At 42.8% G+C, this 24,473-nt stretch carries 20 protein-coding genes; 11 read left to right on the forward strand and 9 right to left on the reverse strand.

Going from position 1 to position 24,473, the window contains the following annotated elements; translation table 11 throughout:
• Positions 1 to 235: 235 nt before the first annotated feature.
• Positions 236 to 2,866 carry a type I DNA topoisomerase gene (topA, locus tag DUN60_RS08845; protein ID WP_114633777.1) on the reverse strand — a complete coding sequence of 877 codons (2,631 nt, stop codon included), beginning with the start codon at positions 2,864 to 2,866 and terminating at the stop codon, positions 236 to 238.
• Positions 2,867 to 3,305: 439 nt separating this feature from the next.
• Here topA and DUN60_RS08850 point away from each other — a divergent pair, with 439 nt between their 5' ends.
• Entirely contained in the window at positions 3,306 to 3,551 is a 246-nt protein-coding gene (locus tag DUN60_RS08850) for a YciN family protein (protein WP_004736440.1), read from the forward strand.
• 62 nt (positions 3,552 to 3,613) lie between these two features.
• Here DUN60_RS08850 and aroA read toward each other — a convergent pair whose 3' ends face one another.
• Positions 3,614 to 4,894 carry a 3-phosphoshikimate 1-carboxyvinyltransferase gene (aroA, locus tag DUN60_RS08855; RefSeq protein WP_114633778.1) on the reverse strand — a complete coding sequence of 427 codons (1,281 nt, stop codon included), beginning with the start codon at positions 4,892 to 4,894 and terminating at the stop codon, positions 3,614 to 3,616.
• 162 nt (positions 4,895 to 5,056) lie between these two features.
• Positions 5,057 to 5,512, reverse strand: coding sequence for an outer membrane lipoprotein (locus tag DUN60_RS08860; protein ID WP_004736438.1), 456 nt, complete (start codon positions 5,510 to 5,512; stop codon positions 5,057 to 5,059).
• A gap of 53 nt (positions 5,513 to 5,565) precedes the next feature.
• On the opposite strand from DUN60_RS08860, the gene aat reads away from it, so the two are divergent.
• The 3 genes from aat (at position 5,566) to infA (ending at position 7,274) form a co-directional block, all read left to right on the forward strand.
• A complete protein-coding gene (aat, locus tag DUN60_RS08865) occupies positions 5,566 to 6,279 on the forward strand; it encodes a leucyl/phenylalanyl-tRNA--protein transferase (RefSeq protein WP_114633779.1) in 714 nt (237 codons plus the stop codon).
• Entirely contained in the window at positions 6,276 to 6,974 is a 699-nt protein-coding gene (locus DUN60_RS08870; RefSeq protein ID WP_114633780.1) for an arginyltransferase, read from the forward strand. Before aat ends, DUN60_RS08870 begins: the two co-directional genes overlap by 4 nt.
• Positions 6,975 to 7,055: 81 nt before the next feature.
• The gene (infA, locus tag DUN60_RS08875) at positions 7,056 to 7,274 is read left to right on the forward strand and encodes a translation initiation factor IF-1 (protein WP_001040192.1); all 219 of its coding nucleotides are present in this window, start codon (positions 7,056 to 7,058) and stop codon (positions 7,272 to 7,274) included.
• Between the two features lie 203 nt (positions 7,275 to 7,477).
• On the opposite strand, the gene clpA is transcribed toward infA, so the two are convergent.
• Complete coding sequence (gene clpA, locus DUN60_RS08880) at positions 7,478 to 9,751, reverse strand: ATP-dependent Clp protease ATP-binding subunit ClpA (RefSeq protein WP_114633781.1); 2,274 nt, start codon at positions 9,749 to 9,751, stop codon at positions 7,478 to 7,480.
• Between the two features lie 39 nt (positions 9,752 to 9,790).
• Entirely contained in the window at positions 9,791 to 10,111 is a 321-nt protein-coding gene (gene clpS / locus DUN60_RS08885; RefSeq protein WP_004736549.1) for an ATP-dependent Clp protease adapter ClpS, read from the reverse strand.
• A gap of 586 nt (positions 10,112 to 10,697) precedes the next feature.
• Here clpS and cspD point away from each other — a divergent pair.
• Positions 10,698 to 10,919: a cold shock domain-containing protein CspD gene (gene cspD, locus DUN60_RS08890; RefSeq protein WP_004736548.1), complete on the forward strand. Its 222-nt coding sequence runs from the start codon at positions 10,698 to 10,700 to the stop codon at positions 10,917 to 10,919.
• A gap of 342 nt (positions 10,920 to 11,261) precedes the next feature.
• On the opposite strand, the gene DUN60_RS08895 is transcribed toward cspD, so the two are convergent.
• Complete coding sequence (locus tag DUN60_RS08895) at positions 11,262 to 13,487, reverse strand: NADP-dependent isocitrate dehydrogenase (protein ID WP_114633782.1); 2,226 nt, start codon at positions 13,485 to 13,487, stop codon at positions 11,262 to 11,264.
• Between the two features lie 320 nt (positions 13,488 to 13,807).
• Between DUN60_RS08895 and DUN60_RS08900 the strand changes: the two genes are divergently transcribed.
• Positions 13,808 to 14,536 carry a pseudouridine synthase gene (locus DUN60_RS08900; protein ID WP_114633783.1) on the forward strand — a complete coding sequence of 243 codons (729 nt, stop codon included), beginning with the start codon at positions 13,808 to 13,810 and terminating at the stop codon, positions 14,534 to 14,536.
• Between the two features lie 62 nt (positions 14,537 to 14,598).
• Here the strand turns inward: DUN60_RS08900 and DUN60_RS08905 are convergent, their stop codons facing one another.
• Together DUN60_RS08905 and DUN60_RS08910 are read right to left on the reverse strand one after the other, a co-directional pair.
• Entirely contained in the window at positions 14,599 to 15,258 is a 660-nt protein-coding gene (locus tag DUN60_RS08905) for a DUF2057 family protein (protein ID WP_114633784.1), read from the reverse strand.
• 96 nt (positions 15,259 to 15,354) lie between these two features.
• Positions 15,355 to 16,320: a porin gene (locus DUN60_RS08910; protein ID WP_114633785.1), complete on the reverse strand. Its 966-nt coding sequence runs from the start codon at positions 16,318 to 16,320 to the stop codon at positions 15,355 to 15,357.
• A gap of 512 nt (positions 16,321 to 16,832) precedes the next feature.
• On the opposite strand from DUN60_RS08910, the gene dinG reads away from it, so the two are divergent.
• From dinG to DUN60_RS08935, 5 genes are all read left to right on the forward strand, one after another.
• A complete protein-coding gene (gene dinG, locus DUN60_RS08915) occupies positions 16,833 to 18,908 on the forward strand; it encodes an ATP-dependent DNA helicase DinG (RefSeq protein WP_114633786.1) in 2,076 nt (691 codons plus the stop codon).
• A 128-nt stretch (positions 18,909 to 19,036) separates the two neighbouring features.
• A complete protein-coding gene (locus tag DUN60_RS08920) occupies positions 19,037 to 19,816 on the forward strand; it encodes a sulfite exporter TauE/SafE family protein (protein ID WP_004736543.1) in 780 nt (259 codons plus the stop codon).
• A 22-nt stretch (positions 19,817 to 19,838) separates the two neighbouring features.
• Positions 19,839 to 20,387: a primosomal replication protein gene (locus tag DUN60_RS08925; RefSeq protein WP_029222036.1), complete on the forward strand. Its 549-nt coding sequence runs from the start codon at positions 19,839 to 19,841 to the stop codon at positions 20,385 to 20,387.
• Positions 20,377 to 20,547 (forward strand): pleiotropic regulatory protein RsmS, encoded by a 171-nt coding sequence (gene rsmS, locus DUN60_RS08930; protein ID WP_004736541.1) that lies wholly within the window; start codon positions 20,377 to 20,379, stop codon positions 20,545 to 20,547. The genes DUN60_RS08925 and rsmS overlap by 11 nt, the downstream gene beginning before the upstream one ends.
• A gap of 113 nt (positions 20,548 to 20,660) precedes the next feature.
• Positions 20,661 to 21,794, forward strand: a complete 1,134-nt coding sequence (locus DUN60_RS08935) for a ribosomal protein uL16 3-hydroxylase (RefSeq protein WP_076648125.1) — start codon at positions 20,661 to 20,663, stop codon at positions 21,792 to 21,794.
• Positions 21,795 to 21,984: 190 nt separating this feature from the next.
• Here DUN60_RS08935 and DUN60_RS08940 read toward each other — a convergent pair whose 3' ends face one another.
• Positions 21,985 to 24,102 (reverse strand): methyl-accepting chemotaxis protein, encoded by a 2,118-nt coding sequence (locus DUN60_RS08940; protein WP_114633787.1) that lies wholly within the window; start codon positions 24,100 to 24,102, stop codon positions 21,985 to 21,987.
• Positions 24,103 to 24,473: the final 371 nt, after the last annotated feature.

Genomic DNA, 24,473 nt, shown 5'->3' on the forward strand with positions numbered 1-24,473 from the left:
CGTCACACATCAGGTATACAACTAAACACTGATCTTTGAGTTACAATATTTGAATTAAGTTACATTCTCGTTAAAGTTGCATAAGAAGATATAATTAATCATCTCCATTTATTTTACCCTGTGAATTTAATAAATTCTCGCAATCAACACACCAAATCAACCAGTTGCATAGTTAGTCGTATTTTGGTCAAAAAAAAACAGCCTAATGGCTGTTTTTTTTTCAAATAACGTTCAGTTACTTCTCTTTAGGCTTTTTACGTTTATCCGTAATTTCCCACTTACCATCGATGTACAACGCAGTCCAACCAGATGGTTTACCATCCGCTTCAGTACGAACGTAGTTCTCTTTTGTCTTACGACTAAAACGAACGACTGTCGGCTTGCCATCAGGATCAGCAACTGGTGCTGATGTCAGGTATTGGAATTTAGGTGAAATACGGTCTTTAAAACGCACCAGCTCTTCCACTAATGGCGCACGTGTTTCACGTGATTTAGGAAAGTTGCTCGCTGCCATAAATAGACCAGAAGCACCGTCACGAAGTACGAAGTACGCATCTGAGTTTTCACATGGAAGTTCAGGGAAATGCACTGGGTCTTCTTTAGGTGGCGCTACTTCGCCATTTCTCAGAATCTTACGAGTGTTCTTGCAATCTTCACTCGTACAGTCCATGTATTTACCGAAACGACCATTCTTCAGAACCATGTCAGAACCACATTTGTCACACTCAACAAGTGGACCATCGTAGCCTTTGACTTTGAATTCACCGTGTTCAACCACATAACCTTCACAGTTAGGGTTGTTACCACACACGTGCATCTTACGCTTATCATCAATCAGATAAGCATCCATTGCCGTTTCACAAATAGGACAACGCTTTTTCGCTCGAAGTGCTGCTGTTTCAACGTCTTCTTCAAGAACGTTGATAATACCTTCTTCATCACCAAGGTTGATTGTTGTCTTACAACGCTCTTTTGGTGGAAGTGCATAACCAGAACAACCTAGGAATACGCCTGTCGAAGCTGTACGAATACCCATTTTACGGCTACAAGTTGGACACTCAATATCGGTTTCTACGATATGATTTGGCTTCATGCCACCAGCGTCTTCGTCTAGATCCGCTTTTTCCAAATCGCCAGTAAAGTCTTCGAAGAAGTTATCTAGCACGCCTTTCCAGCTTGCTTCGCCTTCTGCAATTTGGTCTAACTTCTGCTCCATACGAGCAGTAAAGTCATAGTTCATTAGATCATCGAAACTGCCATCTAGACGGTCAGTAACAATTTCACCCATCTTCTCAGCATAGAAACGGCGCTGTTCAACTTTTACATAACCGCGATCTTGAATCGTCGAGATGATTGATGCGTAAGTTGAAGGACGACCAATACCGCGCTTCTCAAGCTCTTTAACCAGCGCAGCTTCAGTGAAACGTGCTGGTGGCTTAGTGAAGTGCTGTTTAGGGTCGAGTGCGATTAAGTCTAGCTTTTCACCAACCTGTACAGCAGGAAGAATAGTATCTTCATTTTTGCCCATTGGACGTTGAACGCGAGTCCAACCGTCAAACTTAAGAATACGGCCTTTCGCTTTTAGCGTGTACTCATCCGCTTTAACGCTTACTGTCGTTGAATCGTATTGCGCAGGTGTCATTTGACAAGCAACGAATTGATTCCAAATCAGTGAATATAGCTTGTGTGCGTCTGCGTCTACGCCGTTTAAGTCTTCCGACTTAACATCTACACTTGAAGGACGAATCGCTTCGTGGGCCTCTTGAGCGCCCTCCTTGCTGCCGTATACAAGTGCTTTAGGTGGAAGATATTGCTCGCCGTACTCAGAACCAATGTATTCACGAGCGGCTTCAACAGCTTCTGAACTCAAGTTGGTTGAGTCAGTACGCATATAAGTGATGTAACCCGCTTCATACAAACGTTGAGCCAACATCATGGTTTTCTTCACGCCGTAACCAAGACGCGTACTCGCCGCTTGTTGCAGCGTAGACGTGATGTAAGGTGCAGACGGCTTACTCTTAGTTGGGCGGTCTTCACGTTTACATACTTCGTATTGAGCTTTTTCTAAAACGCTAACTGCAGCTTGTGTTTGCGCTTCATTATCAGGTTTAAACGCAACACCGTCTTTCTGAGCAACTTGCAGTCTGAAATCTGTTTTCTCTGCTGTTTTGGTATCAGCATGCACATCCCAGAACTCTTCGGGGATAAAAGCGTTGATCTCGCGCTCGCGCTCAACCAGTAGTTTTACAGCGACTGATTGAACACGGCCAGCGGATAGGCCTCGTGCTACTTTCTTCCAAAGCAGTGGCGACACCATAAAGCCAACAACACGGTCCATAAAACGTCGTGCTTGTTGTGCGTTTACGCCATCAATGTTTAGCTCACCTGGAGTTTCAAAAGCTTGTTGGATAGCATTTTTGGTAATTTCGTTAAAAACCACTCGCTTGTATCGCGTTTCATCACCACCGATGATCTCACGAAGGTGCCATGCGATAGCTTCTCCTTCGCGATCCAAATCGGTTGCGAGATAAACATGGTCTGCGTTCTCAGCCAGTTTTTGCAATTCAGCAACGACTTTTTCTTTACCAGGTAAAATTTGGTAGTTCGCTTCCCACTCTTGATATGGGTTGATACCCATCTTTTTAATGAGAGCTTTGCGATCTTTTTCTTTCTTGATACGAGCTTTATCTTCTGGGCTCATACCCTTGGTTGAAACTGCAGCAGCCTTTTGACCAGTACTTTGACCCGCCGTTGGTAAATCACGTACGTGACCTACACTCGACTTAACGACAAAGTCTTTGCCAAGATATTTATTGATAGTTTTAGCCTTGGCTGGCGACTCCACTATAACGAGCGATTTACCCATATTGACTCTAACGTCCTTAATCACGATGCTTCAGCACCAACAATTTAGCTTGTGGGCTTTTACGCATGATATTCTAAATTCATTGCTTCTTTTTTTACTATTGTGCGAGATTACTAGAAGATCAACCGCTTTTTTCAAAATTGGATCTGATCGCTCGACAATTCGACGACTCATAGAGAAAAGGGGCACAATATAAAGAAGCTATAAAGTACTCACTAAGAATACTTGCAAGAGCCTATTCATCAGGCATTACGTCTAAACGGGCTCATACTAAGCTTGTCCGCGAATCTAACGCGAGCCCCATTCAATTATTTTTGCCGTAAATCACAAAATAAATTGTGGATGTTTAAAAAGACTCTCTTAATCGGTTGTGAAATCATTGAATTTCTAGTTCGACACCATAAACTCAACGTTATATTCAGTTATCAGAGATAAACTCATGACAAAGAAAGTAATAGCAGAATTTGATTTACTGCTTATCGCAAACCAAATTATCCAATCACATGATGACTACATTGAAGGCATGCGCGCAAACAGCGTAGTAGAAAAAGACGATGTCCTCATCTTCAAAGGTGAATACTTCTTAGACAGCAATGGAATGCCGACAGAGAATACAACCGCAGTATTTAACATGTTTAAATACTTAGCGCACCATCTTTCAAAAGAATTTACGCTTCAACAATAACGAAAAAGCTTGCCATTTAGGCAAGCTTTTTTACTTCCTGGACCGTTATATGCTTAGCATTTTTATTGACTCAGCATTTTCAGCTTGTCGAAGTAGTCAGGGAAAGTCTTTGAAGTACAACCTGGATCATTAATTGTCACAGGTGTATCACTCAACGCCACCAACGAGAAACACATCGCCATACGGTGATCATCATAGGTATCGATCGCCGCATGTGTCAGTTGAGCAACAGGGTTAACGATGATGTAATCTTCACCCTCTTCGACCTCTGCGCCAACTTTACGAAGCTCTGTCGCCATCGCCGCTAAGCGATCGGTCTCTTTCACACGCCAGTTGTAAACATTACGGATTGCCGTTGTTCCTTTAGCAAACAAAGCTGTCGTTGCGATAGTCATCGCTGCATCTGGGATATGGTTATAGTCCATATCGATGCCTTTCAGCTCACCACAACGAGAGATCACGTAGTCGTCACCCCATTCGATTTCTGCACCCATTTTCTCAAGCGCATCAGCAAATTGGATATCACCTTGGATACTATTTTTACCAATACCCGTTACTTTAATCTCACCCCCTTTAATCGCTGCGGCAGCAAGGAAGTATGACGCAGATGATGCATCACCCTCAACCAAGAAATCACCCGGTGCTGAGTAAGATTGCCCAGTCGGAATTACGAACTCTTGGTAATCGTTGTTGATCACATCCACACCAAATTGTTTCATAATGTGTAGCGTGATATCGATGTAAGGTTTAGAAACCAATTCACCCTCAATTTTGATTGTTACCTCACCTTCAGCTAAAGGCGCAGCCATCAAAAATGCCGTCAAAAATTGGCTAGAGATAGAACCATCGATTGAAACCGTACCGCTTTTAAGGCCAGTACCCGTGATCTTCAATGGTGGGTAATTTTCGTTTTCTAGGTATTCAACGTCGGCGCCGGCTTCTTGCAGTGCAGTCACTAGGTGACCGATTGGTCGCTCTTTCATGCGAGGCTCGCCAGTCAGAACATATTCACCACGACCCAAACAAAGTGCAGCAGCTAGCGGGCGCATCGCCGTACCCGCATTGCCTAAGAAAAGCTCTAGGGTTTTGTCACTTGAGAATGCACCACCCACGCCCGTCACTTCACAGACGGTTTTATCTGCAGAAAGCTGATAATCAACACCTAATTGCGTCAAGGCATTCAGCATATGGCGAATATCATCACTGTCTAGTAAGTTTGTTAGGCGCGTGGTTCCAGTTGAAAGTGCAGCCAAAAGAAGCGCACGGTTGGAAACACTTTTTGAGCCAGGTAGATTAACTTCCCCGCTCACTTTTTGAATTGGTTGTAACGTAAGGCTTTCCATTAAATCTTATAGTCCTTGTACCACCCGAAGTCACTGGCGCGTATTTATTTTCGGGTGATGAATAATTCTTCGTACTTGCAGACTAACGAACTTTTCCAATGAACTCCAGAGCTAATCCCCTCGATAAAGGCGATTAATTAGCCAACCAAACATATTTATATACTAGTACACGAGATCAACTCGGACGCCGTCTGAAAAATAGAGAATTCGCACATCATCACCTCGGTTAAACAACATCGAGTTATCGACGTCTTGAATGATGTTAACCAACTTGTCATCTTTAGTTTTGACCAATAACTCGACGAGCTTATATTCCACTTTGTATTGTGTGTTACCTCGATTGCGAGCAATCCCGGCGCCCGCCACAGCACCGACGGCCGTTGCGACTTCTTTGCCGGTACCGCCACCAAATTGATTACCTATCAAGCCACCAATAGCCGCACCTAACAAGGTTTCCCAACCATTCGCTTTCGACTCTACGATCTCTTGTTGGGTAATGTATCTGACTGTGTCAATCTCACCATAAACGACCTCATTGACTGGTCGAGCTTGGTTTCTGTTGTAAGCTGCATTTGCCAACATGGGCAAAACAAGTAAAATCCAAAGCAACTTTTTCATGGTAAAACTCCTAAAGACCTCTTGGTCAGTGATTAATCTGTAACGCGGTACTTATGACTATATACCTAACCGAACTTGATACTACTAGTATAGAGTTTCCTTCGCCTTTCGACGCGCTTGATGAACCTAACGGTCTGCTCACCTTCGGTGGTGATTTGTCACCCATGCGAATTTTAAACGCTTATAGCCAAGGTATATTTCCATGGTACGGCCCAGGGGAGCCTATACTTTGGTGGAGCCCTGCACCACGAGCGGTATTTAATCCTAAGACATTCGAACCGTCAAAAAGTCTTAAAAAGTTTCAAAGAAAGCATAATTACCGTGTCAGCATCAACCAAGCGACAGACAAAGTGATTGGCTACTGCTCCTCGCTAAGACCCGAAGAAGAAACTTGGCTAAACGGTGACATGCAGTCAGCGTACCGCGAACTTTCTTCATTAGGTTTCTGCCACTCCGTTGAGGTTTGGCAAGGCGACGAGCTTATCGGCGGACTTTACGGTTTGCAAAGAGGCCAAGTCTTTTGTGGTGAATCGATGTTTAGTCTGAAGACCAATGCCTCTAAAATTGCACTGTGGTACTTTTGTGAACACTTTACACGATTCGGAGGAAAGCTCATCGATTGCCAAGTCATGAACCCTCATTTGGAATCCTTGGGCGCTATCGAAGTAGAAAGAGATGAGTTCCTTAGTGCTTTGAAAATACTTAAAGAAAATCAACTTAGCGATGGATGTTTTAAATCACAATGGCTAGAGGGAACGCCTTCATGAGTTCAGATTTACAACAAATCAGAATTGGATTGACCGATAACCATGCTTGCAGCTACCTGCCACATCTTCAAGAAAGAGTGGCGGTCACGCTTGATGAGCACATGCATACTTCAGATAATTATGAAGTCCTGCTCGCCAACGGATTTCGCCGCAGTGGAGCGACCATTTATAAGCCACATTGCGATAATTGCTCTGCGTGCCAAGCTATTCGCCTCTCGATTCCCGAGGTCAAGCTTTCCAAAAGCCAACGACGAATCCTCAACAAAGCCAAATCACTACGTTGGGAATTGAAAGACGAGATGGATGACAACTGGTTTGACTTATATAGTCGCTATATAACCGCTCGTCACCGTTCCGGAACCATGTATCCCCCAAAAAAAGAAGAGTTTCTACAATTCTCTAAAAATGAATGGCTTGCCACAAAGTTCATGCACATCTATGATGATAGCCAGTTAGTCGGCATCGCCGTCACTGATGTGATGTCTCACTGCACAAGCGCATTTTATACCTTCTTCGATCCTGATATCGACATCTCTATGGGAACACTAGGTGTTCTGTTTCAAATCCAGCACGCCCAGAAAGAACAGAAACAGTGGTTATATTTGGGTTATCAAATCGATGAATGTCCTGCGATGAACTATAAAGTACGATTTCAACGTCATCAAAGGCTAGTAAATCAGCGGTGGCAAGGGTAGAATACGCGACAACTTTACATATTTTGATTTTAACGGCACAATCAAGCCGTTGAAAACCGCCAAATTTCGAAAGAGGATTAGATGGCTAAAGAAGACGTAATCGAGATGCAAGGCACGGTCCTTGATACTCTACCAAACACGATGTTCCGTGTTGAGCTTGAAAACGGTCACGTAGTGACAGCACACATCTCCGGTAAAATGCGTAAAAACTACATCCGTATTCTTACTGGTGATAAAGTAACTGTTGAGATGACTCCATACGACCTTTCTAAAGGCCGCATCGTCTTCCGTGCTCGTTAATTTTTAATTACCGAATACGATAAGAAGCGGAGCTTTATGCTCCGTTTTTTATCGCCTGAATTTTTTACCACTCCAACAACACCAATCTCGCATCTCGCAAGCATAAAAAACGCACAACCGAAGTCATGCGTTTATTATCGTGATTAGCTGTACCGCGCTCTCAATAAGCAATCAGCAACAGCTTAAGCTGTTAAGAAATAGGCTTAATGCATAACCTCTTCTTTAGCACCAACATAGATGAAATCTAGATCGTCTTTTATCAGGGATACTTTAACCGTACCGCCGTCAACCAAACTACCAAACAGTAATTCATTAGCAAGAGGCTTTTTAAGCTTCTCTTGAATCACTCGTCCCATAGGACGCGCACCCATAGTCTTGTCATAACCTCTTTCAGCTAACCAATGACGAGCATCCTCAGAAACTTCTAAAGACACGCCACGAGCGTCCAGTTGAACCTGAAGCTCAACAATGAACTTGTCGACAACTTGGTTAATCACACTTGGATCAAGGCTGTTGAACCAAATGACATTATCAAGACGGTTACGGAACTCAGGTGTAAATACCTTTTTGATTTCACCCATCGCGTCTGGCGCATGATCTTGTTGGATCAGACCGATCGATTTCTTCTCAGTTTCAGCAACACCAGCATTGGTCGTCATCACAAGGATCACGTTACGGAAATCCGCTTTACGACCGTTGTTGTCAGTTAGCGTGCCGTTGTCCATCACCTGTAGTAACAAGTTAAAGATATCTGGGTGAGCCTTCTCTATCTCATCAAGTAACACAACAGAGTGTGGATTCTTGATTACAGCATCAGTGAGTAGACCACCTTGGTCATAACCAACATAACCAGGAGGAGCACCGATCAAACGGCTCACAGAGTGACGCTCACCGTACTCAGACATGTCAAAGCGCAACAGTTCAATACCCATCAACTTAGACAGCTGTACAGTCACCTCTGTTTTACCTACACCAGTTGGACCAGCGAATAGGAATGAACCAACAGGTTTATTGTCTGCACCCAATCCTGCACGAGTCAGCTTAATCGCTTCGCTCAATACATCGATCGCTGGGTCTTGTCCGAATACCAACATTTTCATGCGGTCATCCAGTTTCTGTAACGTATCTTTGTCTGAAGATGATACTGACTTCTCAGGAATACGAGCCATTTTCGCAACCATTGACTCAATATCAGCCACGCTTACCGTTTTCTTACGACGGCTTGCTGGTGCCAAACGACTACGAGCGCCGGCTTCATCAATCACGTCAATTGCCTTATCTGGAAGGTGACGTTCATTAATGTATTTAGCTGACAACTCCACAGCGGCACGCAACGCTTTGTTGGTGTAACGCACTTCGTGGTGAGCTTCGTATTTTGGCTTCAAACCGATCAGAATCTTGGTTGTGTCATCTAGTGATGGTTCAACAATATCAATTTTCTGGAAGCGACGAGCTAAAGCACGCTCCTTCTCAAAAATGCTGCTGTACTCTTGGTATGTCGTTGAGCCGATGCAACGTAATTTACCGCTGCTTAGTAGTGGCTTAATTAAGTTTGCCGCATCAACCTGACCACCCGATGCTGCACCTGCACCAATAATGGTGTGGATCTCATCAATGAATAGGATTGCGTCTTCTTCTTTCTCCAGTTGCTTAAGAATCGCTTTAAAACGTTTCTCAAAGTCACCACGGTATTTGGTCCCAGCTAGAAGTGAACCAATATCTAAAGAATAAATCACACTACTCTGAATGATTTCAGGTACTTGACCTTCAACAATACGCCATGCAAGACCTTCAGCGATTGCGGTCTTACCCACACCCGCTTCACCCACTAACAAAGGGTTGTTTTTACGACGACGACATAGAACTTGAACCGTACGCTCAAGCTCTTTATCACGCCCGATAAGCGGATCGATATTACCTTGTTTCGCCACTTCGTTAAGGTTAGTTGCAAAATTTTCTAGACGATCTTCAGAATTAGCTTCTTCTGCATTCTCTGCGCCACCAAATGAATCAGACGGTGATGAACTATCACCTTCGTTACTGGCTTTGGTAATGCCATGAGAAATAAAGTTAACAATATCTAAGCGACTAATGTCGTTTTTCTTGAGCAAATATGCCGCGTGAGATTCTTGCTCACTGAAAATAGCCACAAGTACATTTGCACCTGTAACTTCGCTACGACCTGAAGACTGAACATGAAAAACAGCGCGTTGAAGTACTCGTTGGAAGCTCAACGTAGGCTGAGTCTCACGAGTCTCGTCACTTTCTGGGATAAGTGGGGTTGTTTGATCGATAAAAATATCGAGCTCATTGCGAAGAGCATCGAGATCAGCCTGACAAGCTTGGAGCGCTTCCTTGGCCGCATCATTTTCTAATAATGCTAGTAGGAGGTGTTCGACAGTCATGAATTCATGTCGCTTGTCTCGCGCACGAGCAAATGCACCATTTAAACTCGTCTCTAATTCTTTATTTAGCATAAGTACCTCCTAAGGGAACAACAGTGTTGTTCGAGCAATTTATACTTGCTCCATTGTACATAGTAGCGGATGCTCATTTTCCTTTGAGTACATCTTTACTTGCGCTACCTTTGTTTCCGCTATTTCAGCACTGTATGTGCCGCATATAGCTTTACCTTCATAATGAACCTTGAGCATCACTTCCGTTGCTTGTTCGATATCTAGTGAGAAGAATCGCTCTAGGATCTCGATTACAAAGTCCATAGGCGTGTAGTCATCGTTATTCAATACAACGTTATACATCGCCGGTGGCTTTACTTTTGTCTCTTCTTTCTCCAGTAAATCTGAGCCTGGAGATGCCCATTCAAAGTTTCTGCTCATATCGCTTTGCTAAGAGTTATTTTTCGGAAGTCGTGAGTGTTACGTCATTCAAATTTACCACATTCACGCATTACGGTGTACTAAGAAACTGCACCGAGAAACAGTACCAAAAAATATTCCTCTATACTGAGCCTAATCCACCATTTCCATCGCTGCAAATAAAAGATCTCTATTAACAGGATTAACATATGTGATTGATTAAAAAGACACCATAACTATTGATGCTAACGATAATATTACCGCTAAGTTACTATTTAGTTAATAGTTTGCAGTTAATCTCGAATGTGATTTGTTATTAAAATTGATCACTTTTATACCAATTTACTATTGACTGCGCTCAATCATTAGCTACATTGGAGCTAAAAGGTTTTTCTGATACAACTTTATAACAAGATTCAAAATCGAGTAATACGCGTTAAGAATGAACAATAAGGAATAATTACGCAGGGTAGCGTTAATTTCCGTAAGCAATGTATGAGATTCAAGCTATCAGCTGAAATTCTTTAGTTGGTAGGAATGATATCAATCGCACTTACAACAATTGATATAACAACGTTAGTAATAAAATGCATGAGGGATGTATAGCATGGCTACAGGTACAGTAAAATGGTTTAACAATGCCAAAGGGTTTGGCTTTATTTGTCCAGAAGGTGAAGACGGCGATATTTTCGCGCATTACTCCACAATACAGATGGAAGGTTATCGAACCTTAAAGGCAGGTCAGCAGGTCGACTATGAAGTAGAAAGTGGACCTAAAGGCTCGCACGCTAGCTCTGTTGTTCCTGTAGAAGGCAGCGCCGCTAAATAGGCGATGGCCAAATCATGTTGACCTCCATCAGTCCTAATTAACGGCTGACAGGTAAGCAGAATATTGAAACCGCTCATTTGATACCCCTAATACAGGATTAAATGAGCGGTTTTTCGATCTAGAAGCTATAACGTTGCTCACAATACGATTCGCTCGAGGATGTTGCCCCCAAAGTAGTTCAAGGTCTAGGTGTAGGTGTAGCAAAGTATTATGAATACAAAAAGACGCTTTAACGTTATCGTTAAAGCGTCTTTCGTTTTGTCCTGGTCTACGATTTAACTGTCAGACCAAACAACTCGTTAGTAAATCATGACCATAATTTGCTAACGGTGAGTCTAATCACTATGCGTCAATGAATGCGTTCAGTGTTGAACTTGGGCGCATTAGTGATGAAACCAATGCATCATCAAGTAGGTAATAACCACCTAAATCACCGGCTGGACCTTGAGCGTTGTTTAGCTCAGCAACAATTGCTTCTTCACTTTCAGCCAATTGACTTGCCACACCTGCAAACTCAGCAGCAAGGTCAGCGTCAACCGTTTGCTCAGCAAGTGCTTTAGCCCAGTATGCTGCTAGGTAGTAATGGCTACCACGGTTATCAAGCTCACCTACTCGACGTGAAGGAGATTTGTTTTTATCTAGGAACTCACCCGTCGCTTTATCAAGCGCGTCAGCTAAAACTTGTGCCTTAGCATTGCCAGTGACTACGCTCAGATGCTCTAGAGATGCCGCTAATGCCAAGAATTCACCTAAAGAATCCCAACGCAGGTGGTTTTCTTTCTCTACTTGTTGCACGTGCTTAGGAGCAGAACCGCCAGCACCTGTTTCAAACAAACCGCCACCGTTCATTAGTGGAACAATCGATAGCATTTTAGCTGACGTACCAAGCTCTAGAATCGGGAACAAGTCTGTTAGGTAATCACGTAATACGTTACCTGTAACCGAAATAGTATCTAGACCTTCTTTGATACGAACCAATGAATATTGAGTTGCTTCAAGTGGAGCAAGGATCTTGATTTCAAGACCATCAGTATCGTATTCAGGAAGATACGCTTCTACTTTCTTAATAAGCTGAGCGTCATGTGCGCGAGACGCGTCTAGCCAAAATACCGCAGGAACACCCGATGCACGAGCACGAGTAACCGCTAGCTTAACCCAATCTTGAATTGGTGCATCTTTAACCTGACACATACGGAAGATATCGCCTTCCTCTACGTCTTGCTCAAGAAGCACTGAACCTGAAGCGTCTACAACTTGAACCTGACCAGCAGCTTCAAGGATGAAAGTCTTATCGTGAGAACCGTACTCTTCCGCTTTTTGAGCCATTAGGCCAACGTTTGGTACACTGCCCATCGTTGTAGGGTCGAAAGCACCGTTCTCTTTACAGAAATCAATAACCGCTTGGTAGATGCTCGCGTAGCTACGATCTGGAATCATTGCTTTCGTGTCTTTTTGCTTACCTTCTGGATCCCACATTTGACCTGAAGAACGTAACATTGCAGGCATAGATGCATCAACAATAATGTCACTTGGAACGTGTAGGTTAGTAATACCGCGGTCTGAGTCAACCATCGCTAGTGGAGGCTGAGTTTCGTATACTGCTTGTAGGTCAGCTTCGATTGCCTGTTTCTGATCTTGAGGAAGTGCAGCGATTTTTGCGTATACATCGCCGATGCCGTTATTTACATCAACACCTAACTCGTTGAACAGTTGACCGTGCTTAGCGAATACATCTTTGTAGTAAACCTTAACCGCATGACCAAAAATCACTGGGTCAGACACTTTCATCATCGTCGCTTTCATGTGAAGAGAAAGCAGTACGCCTTGCTCTTTAGCCGATGCGATTTCTTTCTCAAAGAACGCAACCAAAGCAGCTTTGTTCATCACTGACGCATCAATGATCTCTTTATCTTGTAGTGCAAAAGCTGGCTTCAGTGTTTTCTTCGCGCCATCTTTGCCAACAAATTCGATGCTCACTTCTGTAGCACCTTCAATCGTTACTGACTTTTCACTACCGAAGAAGTCTTTGTCATCCATACTTGAAACGTGCGACTTAGAATCTGCAGACCATGCACCCATTGAGTGTGGGTTCTTCTTCGCATAGTTCTTAACAGAAAGTGGTGCACGGCGATCCGAGTTACCTTCACGTAGCACAGGGTTTACTGCACTACCTTTAATTTTATCGTAAGTCGCTTTAACGGTTTTCTCTTCGTCAGTGTTTGCTTCTTCTGGGTAATTAGGAAGTGCGTAACCTTTTGACTGTAGCTCTTTGATCGTTGCTTGAAGCTGAGGTACAGATGCCGAGATGTTTGGAAGCTTGATAATGTTCGCTTCTGGTGTCTTAGCCAATTCACCTAGTTCTGCTAATGCATCACCAATACGTTGCTCTTCGTTCAAATAGTCAGGGAAGTTGGCAATAATGCGCCCTGCAAGTGAAATGTCGCGAGTATCAACGTTAATACCAGAAGAAGCTGTAAAAGATTGAATGATTGGCAGTAGAGAATAAGTTGCTAGCGCCGGAGCTTCGTCTGTAATGGTATAGATGATCGTTGGTTTTTCAGTAGGCATGAAATTTCCCTATAGTTCTTACAAGCTCATTTAAAGTATTGAGCATGTTATAAATTGACCAGTAAGCCACTCAAAGAGTGAAAACTGCTTACTCGATAGTCGTACTCTATCTTATTTTCATGCAATCTTGATGACAGCATGAACCAAATCCGTGAGTGCGTTGTTATAATAAAACACGAAGGTATAATTAAACAAATCAGGCTTAAGAGTCCATCAACTTGTTCTATTTTGTGTCTTTTAGGCGCGCAAATGATAGCTCAATTCCGTTTCAGTGAAAACTTTTCAGCACACTTCGTTTACATTTTTGCAAGGTAGTTAACATGTCTACTCGCTCACACAGCGTATCTCGTTCAGACAAACCAGCTCGTGCTGGTGCAACATTAAAACAAAGCGGTAATAGACAAAACCGAAGCAGTGATAAAAATAACACGGGTAGTTCGCATAAAAAATCGCACTCGAGTAAGCACCGATATAAAAGCAAACCTACCAACGTGAAACCTAAGGTGGCAATCGAAGATCGCAAAGTCATTTTGTTCAACAAGCCTTTCGATACTCTCAGCCAGTTCACTGATGGCGAAGGCAGGAAAACACTCGCCGACTTTATTCCGGTTAAAGATGTTTACGCGGCGGGTCGACTTGACCGCGACAGTGAAGGATTAATGGTCTTGACCAATGATGGCATCTTCCAAGCTAAGTTAACTCAACCAAACTCAAAATCACCAAAGACTTACTGGGTGCAGGTTGAAGGCGCACCTTCTGAGGAAGATTTAGATAAATTGAGAAAAGGCGTGGAGCTAAAAGACGGCATGACACTGCCTGCTCAAATTGAGGTGATGTCTGAACCTGCTTTGTGGGAAAGAACCCCTCCAGTGCGTTTCAGAGCCGCAATACCGACAACATGGTTAGCGATTACTATCATTGAAGGGCGTAACCGTCAGGTGAGACGAATGACAGCAAATATCGGCTTCCCTACCCTGCGACTTATTCGCTATTCAATGGGCAACATGAATGTCGGTGAGCTTCAACCGGGTGAGTGGAAAGAAATTTAAGTAATAGAAATACAGAAAAGCGAGAAACTTATTAGTCTCGCTTTTTTGTAGATGAAGATTGATTACTCTTGGTCAATCATCCATTTACGGAATTCTTTACGCTCTTTTTTAGAAGCTTTTAGATACCAAGCTTTCAATTGCTCTATATTTTGAGCTTCTGTTGACGCGGTTTTCGTTTGAGTTTTAGCTTCATTTTCTACAATCATTCCTGTCGCTACAGGAACTAAAACCACGGTTTCGACCGGTTTATCAAGCAACACACCATCCTTGAAGTAGATCGCATTGCTTTCATTATACTCAACCAACCGGGAGTCTAACCCGCCAAAAGGTGCAAAACCGGGTTTACGCTCAATGACATCCTGTTGATATTTGATTGCCACTTCATCTTGCACAACATTCCATGAAGGATTTCCACTTTCGAAGACCTTCTCTGCTTCAATATAACTACGCGCTTTTGGGGACTTAATTTTTACTTCATCACCGGTAACATTAAAGCTCAATATATAAGGCGCTGAAGAATAGACTCCACTATTACCAAATTTTTTATCAAACCGAACTAAAACTTGGTTAAAGCCTTCATTAATGTGATTCTCACTAATTTTGTTTTCAGCTTGTTGTCCATTAATGAATAAAATTGACACCCCTTTTTGGGGAGTTAAAGTCGCAGCACTTACACTGCCTACAAGTGTAGTAAATAAGCCCAAAACTAACCATAATTTCATCACCGCATCTCCCTTTAAAATCCAAAAAACTATTATTTATTCTAACAAAAAAGCCACCCTAGGGTGGCTTTTTCTAAGAATCGACTATGAGGTCAATTAGAATGATGCTTCAACACCAATAGCTAGGCCAGAGTCTGTTTTGTAATCAGTGTTGTCTGAATCGATACCACCCACTTCTGCGTATACTTTAGTGTTTGGAGCGATTGCGTAAGTTGAGTTAACAAACCAACGGTCTTCGTCTTTAACGTCTACGTCGTGGTCACCCATTGAGTAACCAGCGTTAAAGCCCCAAAGGCCCATAGTGTAACCAGCAGCAAATGCGATTACTGAGTTGTCATCATTATCAGCGTCAGAAGCTACACCGTAATATGCTGTAGATAGGTATACATTTTCAATGCCAGAGTATACTAGCTCAGCACCGTAACCTTGGTGGTCATCGTTTGCGCCCTCAGCGTTTAGGTTAGCCACAAATGCTGAGATATCGAAATCAGTCAGACGGTAGCCGATACGAGCATCAATATATTCTACGTTAGAACCTTCAGCTTCTTTGTTCTCAGAACCATCAACTTTATCTTGAACGTAACCTAGCGTAGCGTAGAGGTCACCATTATCGAAATCGTAACGAACAGCTTCGTCAGCACATTCTTTAGTTTCATTGTCTAGAAGAGTAGAGATACCAAACGCTTCATCGCCGCCAATACCTAGATCATCAACAGCTGTACATAGACGACCAAATTTGATTGAACCAAAAGTATCGTGGTATGCCGCTACGTATGTATCGCCGTTTTTAGTGTTTTCAGCGTTTGCGTTATCAGAACCGTTAAATTCCCAGTAAGCGCCAACTTTCCAATCAGCGTTCACCATGTATTTTACATCGAAGCCGAAGTCAGCATCTTCGATTTTCTGCTCCATCGAAGAGCCTTTCTTAAATTCGTTGCTGTACACAACTTCGATATCGCCTTTAAGATCAACAGATACGCCATCTTGGTTGTAAATTTCGATAGCTGCGTTTGCTGAACCTGCTGCAGTCATTACTGCTAGCGCTAATAGAGTCTTTTTCATAATAAATCCACTGCCTTTTCTAAGAATGGGAGATCCTTGCCCGGTTCCCTTTTATTTTTATGACTGGTCATTACCACTCTTTGTTGGTTAATCACCGTCACTAAATTTCGAGGTCTAGATTGCAAAAGATTATCCTGCGTGTCAAATAAACTAAAAACACATCTAAAAAAAACACAAATCAATAACAATCAAACACTTACATTTTTTTTCATTGTTTTACGAGTAACTTATCCTTAGTTTTATCAGGAAATATAATAATATAAAAAAAGAACATAACAGAGTTTAAAACTAGTATTCAATGAAAATGGATAACAAATTAGAATTTAACACCTACAAGCCAGTCTTTTTTAAAATTTATATTTCACAACATAAATAAAATCGTTAAGTTCCTGATGGTTCAGTTTTTTTTTGTGAACAAGATCTACCTTTGATTCAAAAGCAAGCTATTTCGCCGCAAATGTACCGACTAGTGATATGTGCTACTATCCTCGCTCCGTTATGTAGGTCACAGTATGCTAACTACTAAAATTCAAAAATCCATTCGCACCAGTTATCAAAACCTCCAAGATCAGTTGGACAACTTTGTACCTCGACGTGCTCAAAATTACCTAGTTGCAGAAATAGCTAAAACACTTTGTGGTCAATACCACAAAAGTAATCGCATGATTGTTGCTGAGGCGGGAACAGGAATCGGGAAATCACTCGCCTATCTCATGGCAACGATTCCTGTCGCTGTGCTAAATAATCGAAAAATCATCATTTCGACAGCTACGGTTGCCCTACAAGAACAACTCGTTAATAAAGATCTCCCTCTATATAGAAGACTTACCGACAGAGAGTTTTCTTTTATATTAGCGAAAGGAAGGCAGCGTTATTGTTGCTCCGAGAAGTTAGCTGCTGCTTGTGGGATTGATGGTGGTCAAATGGCCATGTTCGAATCTAAGCCAAAAAAGAAAGACATCGAACAACTTCAGACCATGTATCGTAGCTTGGCTCAAGGTAAATGGGACGGTGATCGCGACTCCTGGCCAAAACCTGTCGACAATATGATCTGGCAAATGATCGTCAGTGATAAGCATAGCTGTAACAACAGTATGCCTACACATAGAGACTGCCCTTTCCAAAAAGCTCGATCAGAGCTGGATAAAGCAGACGTGATTATCGCCAATCACAGTCTAGTGATGGCTGATGCCGACCTTGGTGGTGGCGTGATACTGCCCGAGCCAGAAAATAGCATCTATATATTCGATGAAGCTCACCACTTACCGCATGTAGCTAGAGATCACTCTTCTGCAGCTGCGAGCTTAAAAGGCGCAGCATCGTGGTTGGAGCGTTTGAATCAATCCATCACTAAGCTTTCAGGCCTCGCCGACGAAAAGCGTGTTCATCGATTTAGAAATGAACTACAAGACTCAGTGCAACAGCTAATCCCTACCCTGACTCAAATGAGCAAACAATTTGATGCTAGCCACTTTGAAGACGGCTTGTATCGCTTCGAGCATGGCGACTTACCTGATTGGCTAGAGAATGAATCTAAAGATCTCAAGCAACTCACACAAAAGGCGAGCCAAGCCGTTGCGAAGATTGCAGACCTGATTGCAGAACGAGTTAAAGACGGAGAGCTTTCAGCAAAACTGGCAGAGCCTGCGCTTGCAGAAATTGGCTTCTATATACAAAGGACAGAAAACCTTGCTCAGGTTTGGCGCTTAATGGCTGAGCCTAAACGCGAAAAAGGAGCGCCTTTAGCGCGTTGGCTTGAACTGAATAAAGAAAGTGAAGGCGATTTCGTTGTGAATGTTTCGCCACTAGAGGTGGGTTGGCAACTGGACCAACAGATCTGGAGTCGTTGTGTTGGTGCAGTACTCGTCTCTGCGACAATGAGAGCACTCAACTCCTTCAACTTTTTCTGCCATCAAGCTGGTATCAGTCAAAAAGCCGAAGACGGTGTACAATTTCTTGCTTTGGCATCGCCGTTTGATTATCAGAACCAAGCTGAGCTGGTTGTTCCTGCAATGAAGTACGAACCACAAGCCCCTCAGTTTACTGAATATCTTATTGAAATATTGCCTAAGGTAATAGAAGACAACAAAGCCAATCTCGTTTTATTCTCTTCTTACTGGCAAATGAATAAAGTTGCAGAAGCTTTGGCAACAGATTTCGTTAAAAAGTCGTGGGCATTGCAGGTTCAAGGTGATACTTCACGAACCGAAATCCTAAAAAAACATAAAAAGCTGATAGACCAAGGTAAAACCAGCGTCCTTTTTGGAACGGGTAGCTTTTCTGAAGGTCTTGATCTACCTGGCGAGCTACTTGAAAACCTCGTTATTACCAAGATTCCTTTTGGTGTTCCTACCTCTCCTGTAGAGCGAGCACATTCAGAATATATTGAATCACGCGGCGGTAATCCTTTTATGCAGATTACTGTTCCAGAAGCGAGTAAAAAGCTTATTCAATCTGTGGGTAGATTGCTGCGTAAAGAACGAGATTCTGGTAGAGTCACGATCCTTGATAGACGCATAGTCACGAAGCGATACGGGAAATCCCTACTCGATTCGCTACCGCCTTTTAAAAGAACAATAAAATACTAATTTTACTGCCCTTAAGGTAGTTATGGGCCTGTCATCGCTAGGTCCTTGCATTCACAACCCAACATGGCTAATCCATTGATTATTCATGTGGCTGCCCTAACAGCCGATAACGAGAACACTAGCTATTTATGGAAATGATTGAACCAACCATGTTGGTCATACTTGCCTTGGTTGCATTTGCAGCAGGCTTTATCGATGCAGTCGCAGGTGGCGGAGGGATGTTAACGGTCCCAGCTTTGCTATCGCTTGGTTTACCGCCACATATTGCACTCGGAACTAATAAGCTGGCCGCAACGTTTGCCTCATCAACTGCCGCTTTTACTTACTATCGTAAGAAACTGTTCAAACCTGAATGTTGGACCAATGCATTCATATCGACATTAATAGGTGCAACAATCGGCACCCTGACTGTTGATGCCATCAGTACAGAATGGTTAGAGAAGGTATTGCCATTAGTTATTCTTGCCGCTGCTGTCTATACCATTTTTCATAAGACTCCGGATGTGAGCCATAATGTGTCTCCTAAACCGTGCCCGGTACTTAAAAGAAAACAAAAGTACCAAGGATTCATTCTTGGTTTTTATGATGGTGTTGCAGGCCCAGGTACTGGCGCGTTTTGGACGGTGAGTTCTATGGCGCTTTATCGCTTAAATATCTTACTGGCTTCTGGTTTGTCTAAAGCGATGAACTTCACTAGCAACTTCACCTCTTTGGTGACCTTTGCGATTCTCGGTCATATTGATTGGGTTCTAGGTTTAACCATGGGGCTTTGTTTGATGGCTGGTGCATTTGTTGGAGCACATTCTGCTATTCGCTTTGGTGCTACATTTATACGACCAGTCTTTGTGACTGTTGTGAGTGTCCTTGCGATTAAACTGGCTTACGAAGCGTGGTTTGTAAACTTATAGCCACCAGCCAATGGGAAGCGAAATGAACCATTTTTCAAATCTTAAAAGTGTACTGGATACCTTAATTGGGCACAGTTCTCAGGTCGACAAAGCCCGTGGTGCTTATCATCAAGCCTTGTTTGACCGAACCTTATTTAAGTGCAGCTCTTCTATTTTAATGCCCTACGCACTTGAAACTCAAGCAACGTACAACACCATTATTCGTGAACAAAATACAAATCAACTGACCGCATCTCGGGCCAACTACCTGACGGAAAAGCTGACTAACCAGATAGCAGCAATCCAAAGGGAGCTCGCTAACCATGATTTACGCTTAGACCGAAAAAGTAAGTCAGGTAAAAATCTCAACGACCTATACAACGAACTCGCTCAGCACCAAGATTGGCAAAAGCGACTGGTCGATTTAGTACGAGTACGAAAGTTAGCGTTTGATTCTGCGCCTCGCCACAGTAAGAAAAAAGCGGACGAGGCTTGGCAATTAGCAAAAGAACGATTAGAACGCTGTGAAGACTCAATGAAAAATATTGAGAGACTGATTAACTTAGAGAACCCTAAGCGAAATGAACACTGATAACACATCATCACCACTGGATAATGCGCCAGAAGAAGTTAAGTTAGCTGTCGACCTGATCTATCTGCTCGAAAGCAACGAAATCGACCCAAAAGTGGCGTTAGAAGCAATTAAGATTGTCCAACAAGATTTACAAGCCAAACTAGCATCTAGCATCTAGCATCTAGCATCTAGCATCTAGCATCTAGCATCTAGCATCTAGCATCTAGCATCTAGCATCTAGCATCTAGCATCTAGCATCTAGCATCTAGCATAAAAACATACAGGATTCACATGTACCAACTTAGCTTTTCTATGCCCGAATTTCTTGAAAACTACTGGCATAAAAAACCAACCATCTTAAAAGGTGGCTTCCAAAACTTCGTCGACCCAATTTCGCCGGAAGAACTTGCTGGTTTATCGATGGAAGAAGAAGTGGATTCTCGCTTTGTCTCTAACCTCGACAACCAATGGACTGCAGAACATGGTCCATTCTCAGAAGAGAAATTTGGCGAGCTAACTGAAACACATTGGCAATTGATCGTTCAAGCAGCGAATCACTGGCACCAAGGTGCAAATCAGCTGACAGAAGCGTTCCAAGCTTTACCAAACTGGTTATTCGACGACCTAATGATCTGCTACTCAGCACCAGAAGGTGGCGTTGGCCCCCATATTGATCAATACGACGTATTCATCATTCAAGGTCAAGGTAAACGCCAGTGGAAAGTCGGCGCAAAAGATGTGGGCCAATACAAAGAGACAGTCCAAGCTTCTGCACTTCGTCAAATCGAAGGTTTTGAACCGATCATTGATGAAACCTTAGAGCCGGGCGATATCCTTTATATCCCACCGGGTTTCCCGCATGAAGGCAACACGTTAGAGCCATCAATGAGCTATTCTATAGGCTACCGCTCTCCTAAAGAGCAAGAGCTAATCAGCAACTTCGCCGATTTTGTGCTTGCTCATGATATGGGTGACGTGCACCTGCACGATCCAGAATTCAAAACGCAAGAAGGCTACGGCAAAATTCGTTCATCGGATTTAAGCAATCTAACTGATATGTTGAAATCTGCATTAGAGCAACCTGAAACCATCAGCGAATTCATGGGATGTTTGCTAAGCCAATCACGCCACCAGCTTGATATCGTCGCTCCTGAGCCATTATGGACAGAAGAAGAGATCGCTCAGCACTTAGAGTCAGAAGGCGAGATCTGTCGAGTATCGGGCTTAAAAGCGCTCTACCATGAGAATGAAAGCAACACGGCTTACATCAATGGTGAAGTGGTCAAGGTTGAAGAAGCGGATTCATCGCTACTAAACGTACTGTGTGATGACTCGGTGATTAACTCAGCAACCACTTTGACTCCTTCAGGTGTCACTGTCGTGACTGAATTGGTAAATAAAGGTTACTGGTTTATCGAAGACTAACTTGGTTAATTGGTTTCGATGAATATCACCGAGCCCTAGAACCTAATAGCCTAATAGCCTAATAGCCTAATAGCCTAATAGCCTTAGAAAAACAGAAAAGGGACAAATGAAATCTTCATTTGTCCCTTTTTCGATTCAACCGTTAGCTAAACTTAAATAGCCAAACCGTGAACTACTAGACCTTCAACTACTAGACCTTGAATTGATTCACCAATTTCTGTTGCTGTTGAGATAGTTGCTCGATTTCGCTGCCCACTTGCTCAGAAGCTGCAGCTTGTTCCAAAATTTTCGCACTTAAGTCGCGAATGTTAACCACACTTTGATTCACTTCACCGGAAACCGATTGCTGCTCTTCTGCTGCTCTCACGATCTGGCTATTCATATCGCTGATCTCTTCAATTGAAGTGAAAATCGAACCAAGATCTTCAACTGCATTTTGAACATGTAACGCAGTATCGTTGGCTAAGATATTACCTTCTTGTATCGCTTCAACAACATCTTGAGTTCCAGCATGAACCTTGTCGATCACCGCTCTGATTTCACCAACCGATGATTGTGTACGACTTGCTAAGTTTCTTACCTCATCAGCTACAACAGCAAAACCTCGCCCTTGCTCACCCGCCCTCGCCGCTTCAATCGCCGCATTCAATGCTAGTAAGTTGGTTTGCTCTGAGATCCCTTCAATAACACTTAAGATTTCGGTGATGTTACCGTTATTTTTAGCTAACTCTTCAACAATAGGAACAGCGCTCGACATACGCTCCACCAGCTTTCTCATTTCTCCAGCTGAGAGCTCGATGACTTGTTGCCCTTGTCGAGCAGAACGGTTCGCTTCACAAGCAGCATCAACTGCAACTTCTGCATTTTGTACCACTAAGCCAGCAGTCTGAGTCATCTCTTCTGCGGCTGTTGCCACTAGATCGACTTCTTTAAATTGAGATTCACTGCTTTCACGTGTACTTGATGCTGATGCCTTAGCTTGGCTTGTCGTGCTCGCCACTTGCTCAGTGGTTTGAATCACTTCTTTAATCGTGTGCTGAAGCTTGTCTAAGAACAGGTTAAACCCTTGTGATAACTGACCAATTTCGTCTTGAGATTTCACTTCCAAACGCTGAGTCAAATCACCTTCACCAGAAGCGATATCATTGAGCCTTTCGACTACCTGTCGGATAGGCTTAACAATAGACAATGAAGAAAACGCGATAATAGCTAAACCAAAAAGAATAAAGATGACGCCTGCAATCACTTCCGTTTGGATGCCTTCGCTTACTTTAGTACTAATGATTGAATCCAATCGGTTAGCATCGGCAACCACGCTCTCACGCGGGATCTCAAACAACACGCCCCAAGTTTGGTTGGCTGCGAAAACAGGCGCGAATGCGAGTAACCACTCACCATTCTCACTCCATTGAGTCGTCACTTCACCACCGAAAATAAAGTCAGTCATTAAATCACTGTTGGTATTGTCACTTTGAAAGACCGAGCCGACTGCAATACTTGAGTCATCTGAAGCAATAACTGAACCGTCTAGGCTGACAACATAAACGGCACCAGCGCCATCAAATAAGCTTTGATCTGATTGCGTGACCACACTGGTCAAGCCATCTAGCCTTAGGTCAATACCCAAGAAGCCAATAGCAACATCATCAACTAAGATAGGTACTGAAATTGAAGAGGTAAGTAATGCAGTACCACCGCTGTTCACGACTCGTGGAGTACTAATACACGTTTGCCCTGAAGACAAAGGACAATAAAAGCGTTCGCTATTACTATCATCGCTCAAGATAGGTTCTGACAGAACGTTCGCTAGAACATTTTCGCCGTTATCCGCCACCTTCCAATAAGGAGCAAAACGACCTTTTTCATTAGATCCAACATAGTCCGCATCGACATAATTCGCATCTTCACCATCAAGTAAATCAGGTTGGAAAACTAAATATGCACCTTGAATAGAATCAAAGTTCAAAACTGAGCGACGAACCATTTCATCTAACGCAGTACGAAGCTCTTCACTTGGGGTAAAGTTTTCATCCGCATTGTTCTTTAGAAACTGAGCACTGGCTGCTAACATTTCTGCGCGGTAAACCGCTTCGTCTACATAACGTTGGGTTTCTTGAGCATTAAGCTGAGAAACAGACGCCAGCAACTGCTGAGTTTTATTGATAACTGATTCTGAGCTTTGAGATTTGATGACTTGTTGGTTACTGGTCGCGTTATAGATTGAAAAACCAATAAGAGACAGTGAAGTAATGATTAGACAGCAGCCTGCAAGCAGGGTGATTTTCCACTGTACCGATAGTGAGCGCATTTAATATCCTTATTTAAGCCAAAAGACTTCCATAACCGTAACTACCACATTGAGATGAATTGAAGAGCACAATGTAAATAAGTTTGACGAATAGCTTAGCGGATAATTACAGCACAAATTGCTTACATATAAAACGAAAGTTTACATAAATGTTAATAGGCCGTGTCTTTTGCCTTTTTTCTGTGATTTCAACTAAATGTATTCACGCCATCATGGGCCATGTAACTATTGAACTAACACTTTAGGCATAACCATAGCATCGAAATTTCTAGGAAAAACATTCCCCCTTTTGATCGTTGAGAATACAACAATTTCAGATTAGTTTTAATAATCCAAACTATAGATTTTTATCTTGATCAACTTCACACTTT

It is taken from the genome of Vibrio splendidus (assembly GCF_003345295.1).
In the GTDB taxonomy this organism is placed as follows: Bacteria; Pseudomonadota; Gammaproteobacteria; order Enterobacterales; family Vibrionaceae; genus Vibrio; species Vibrio splendidus_K.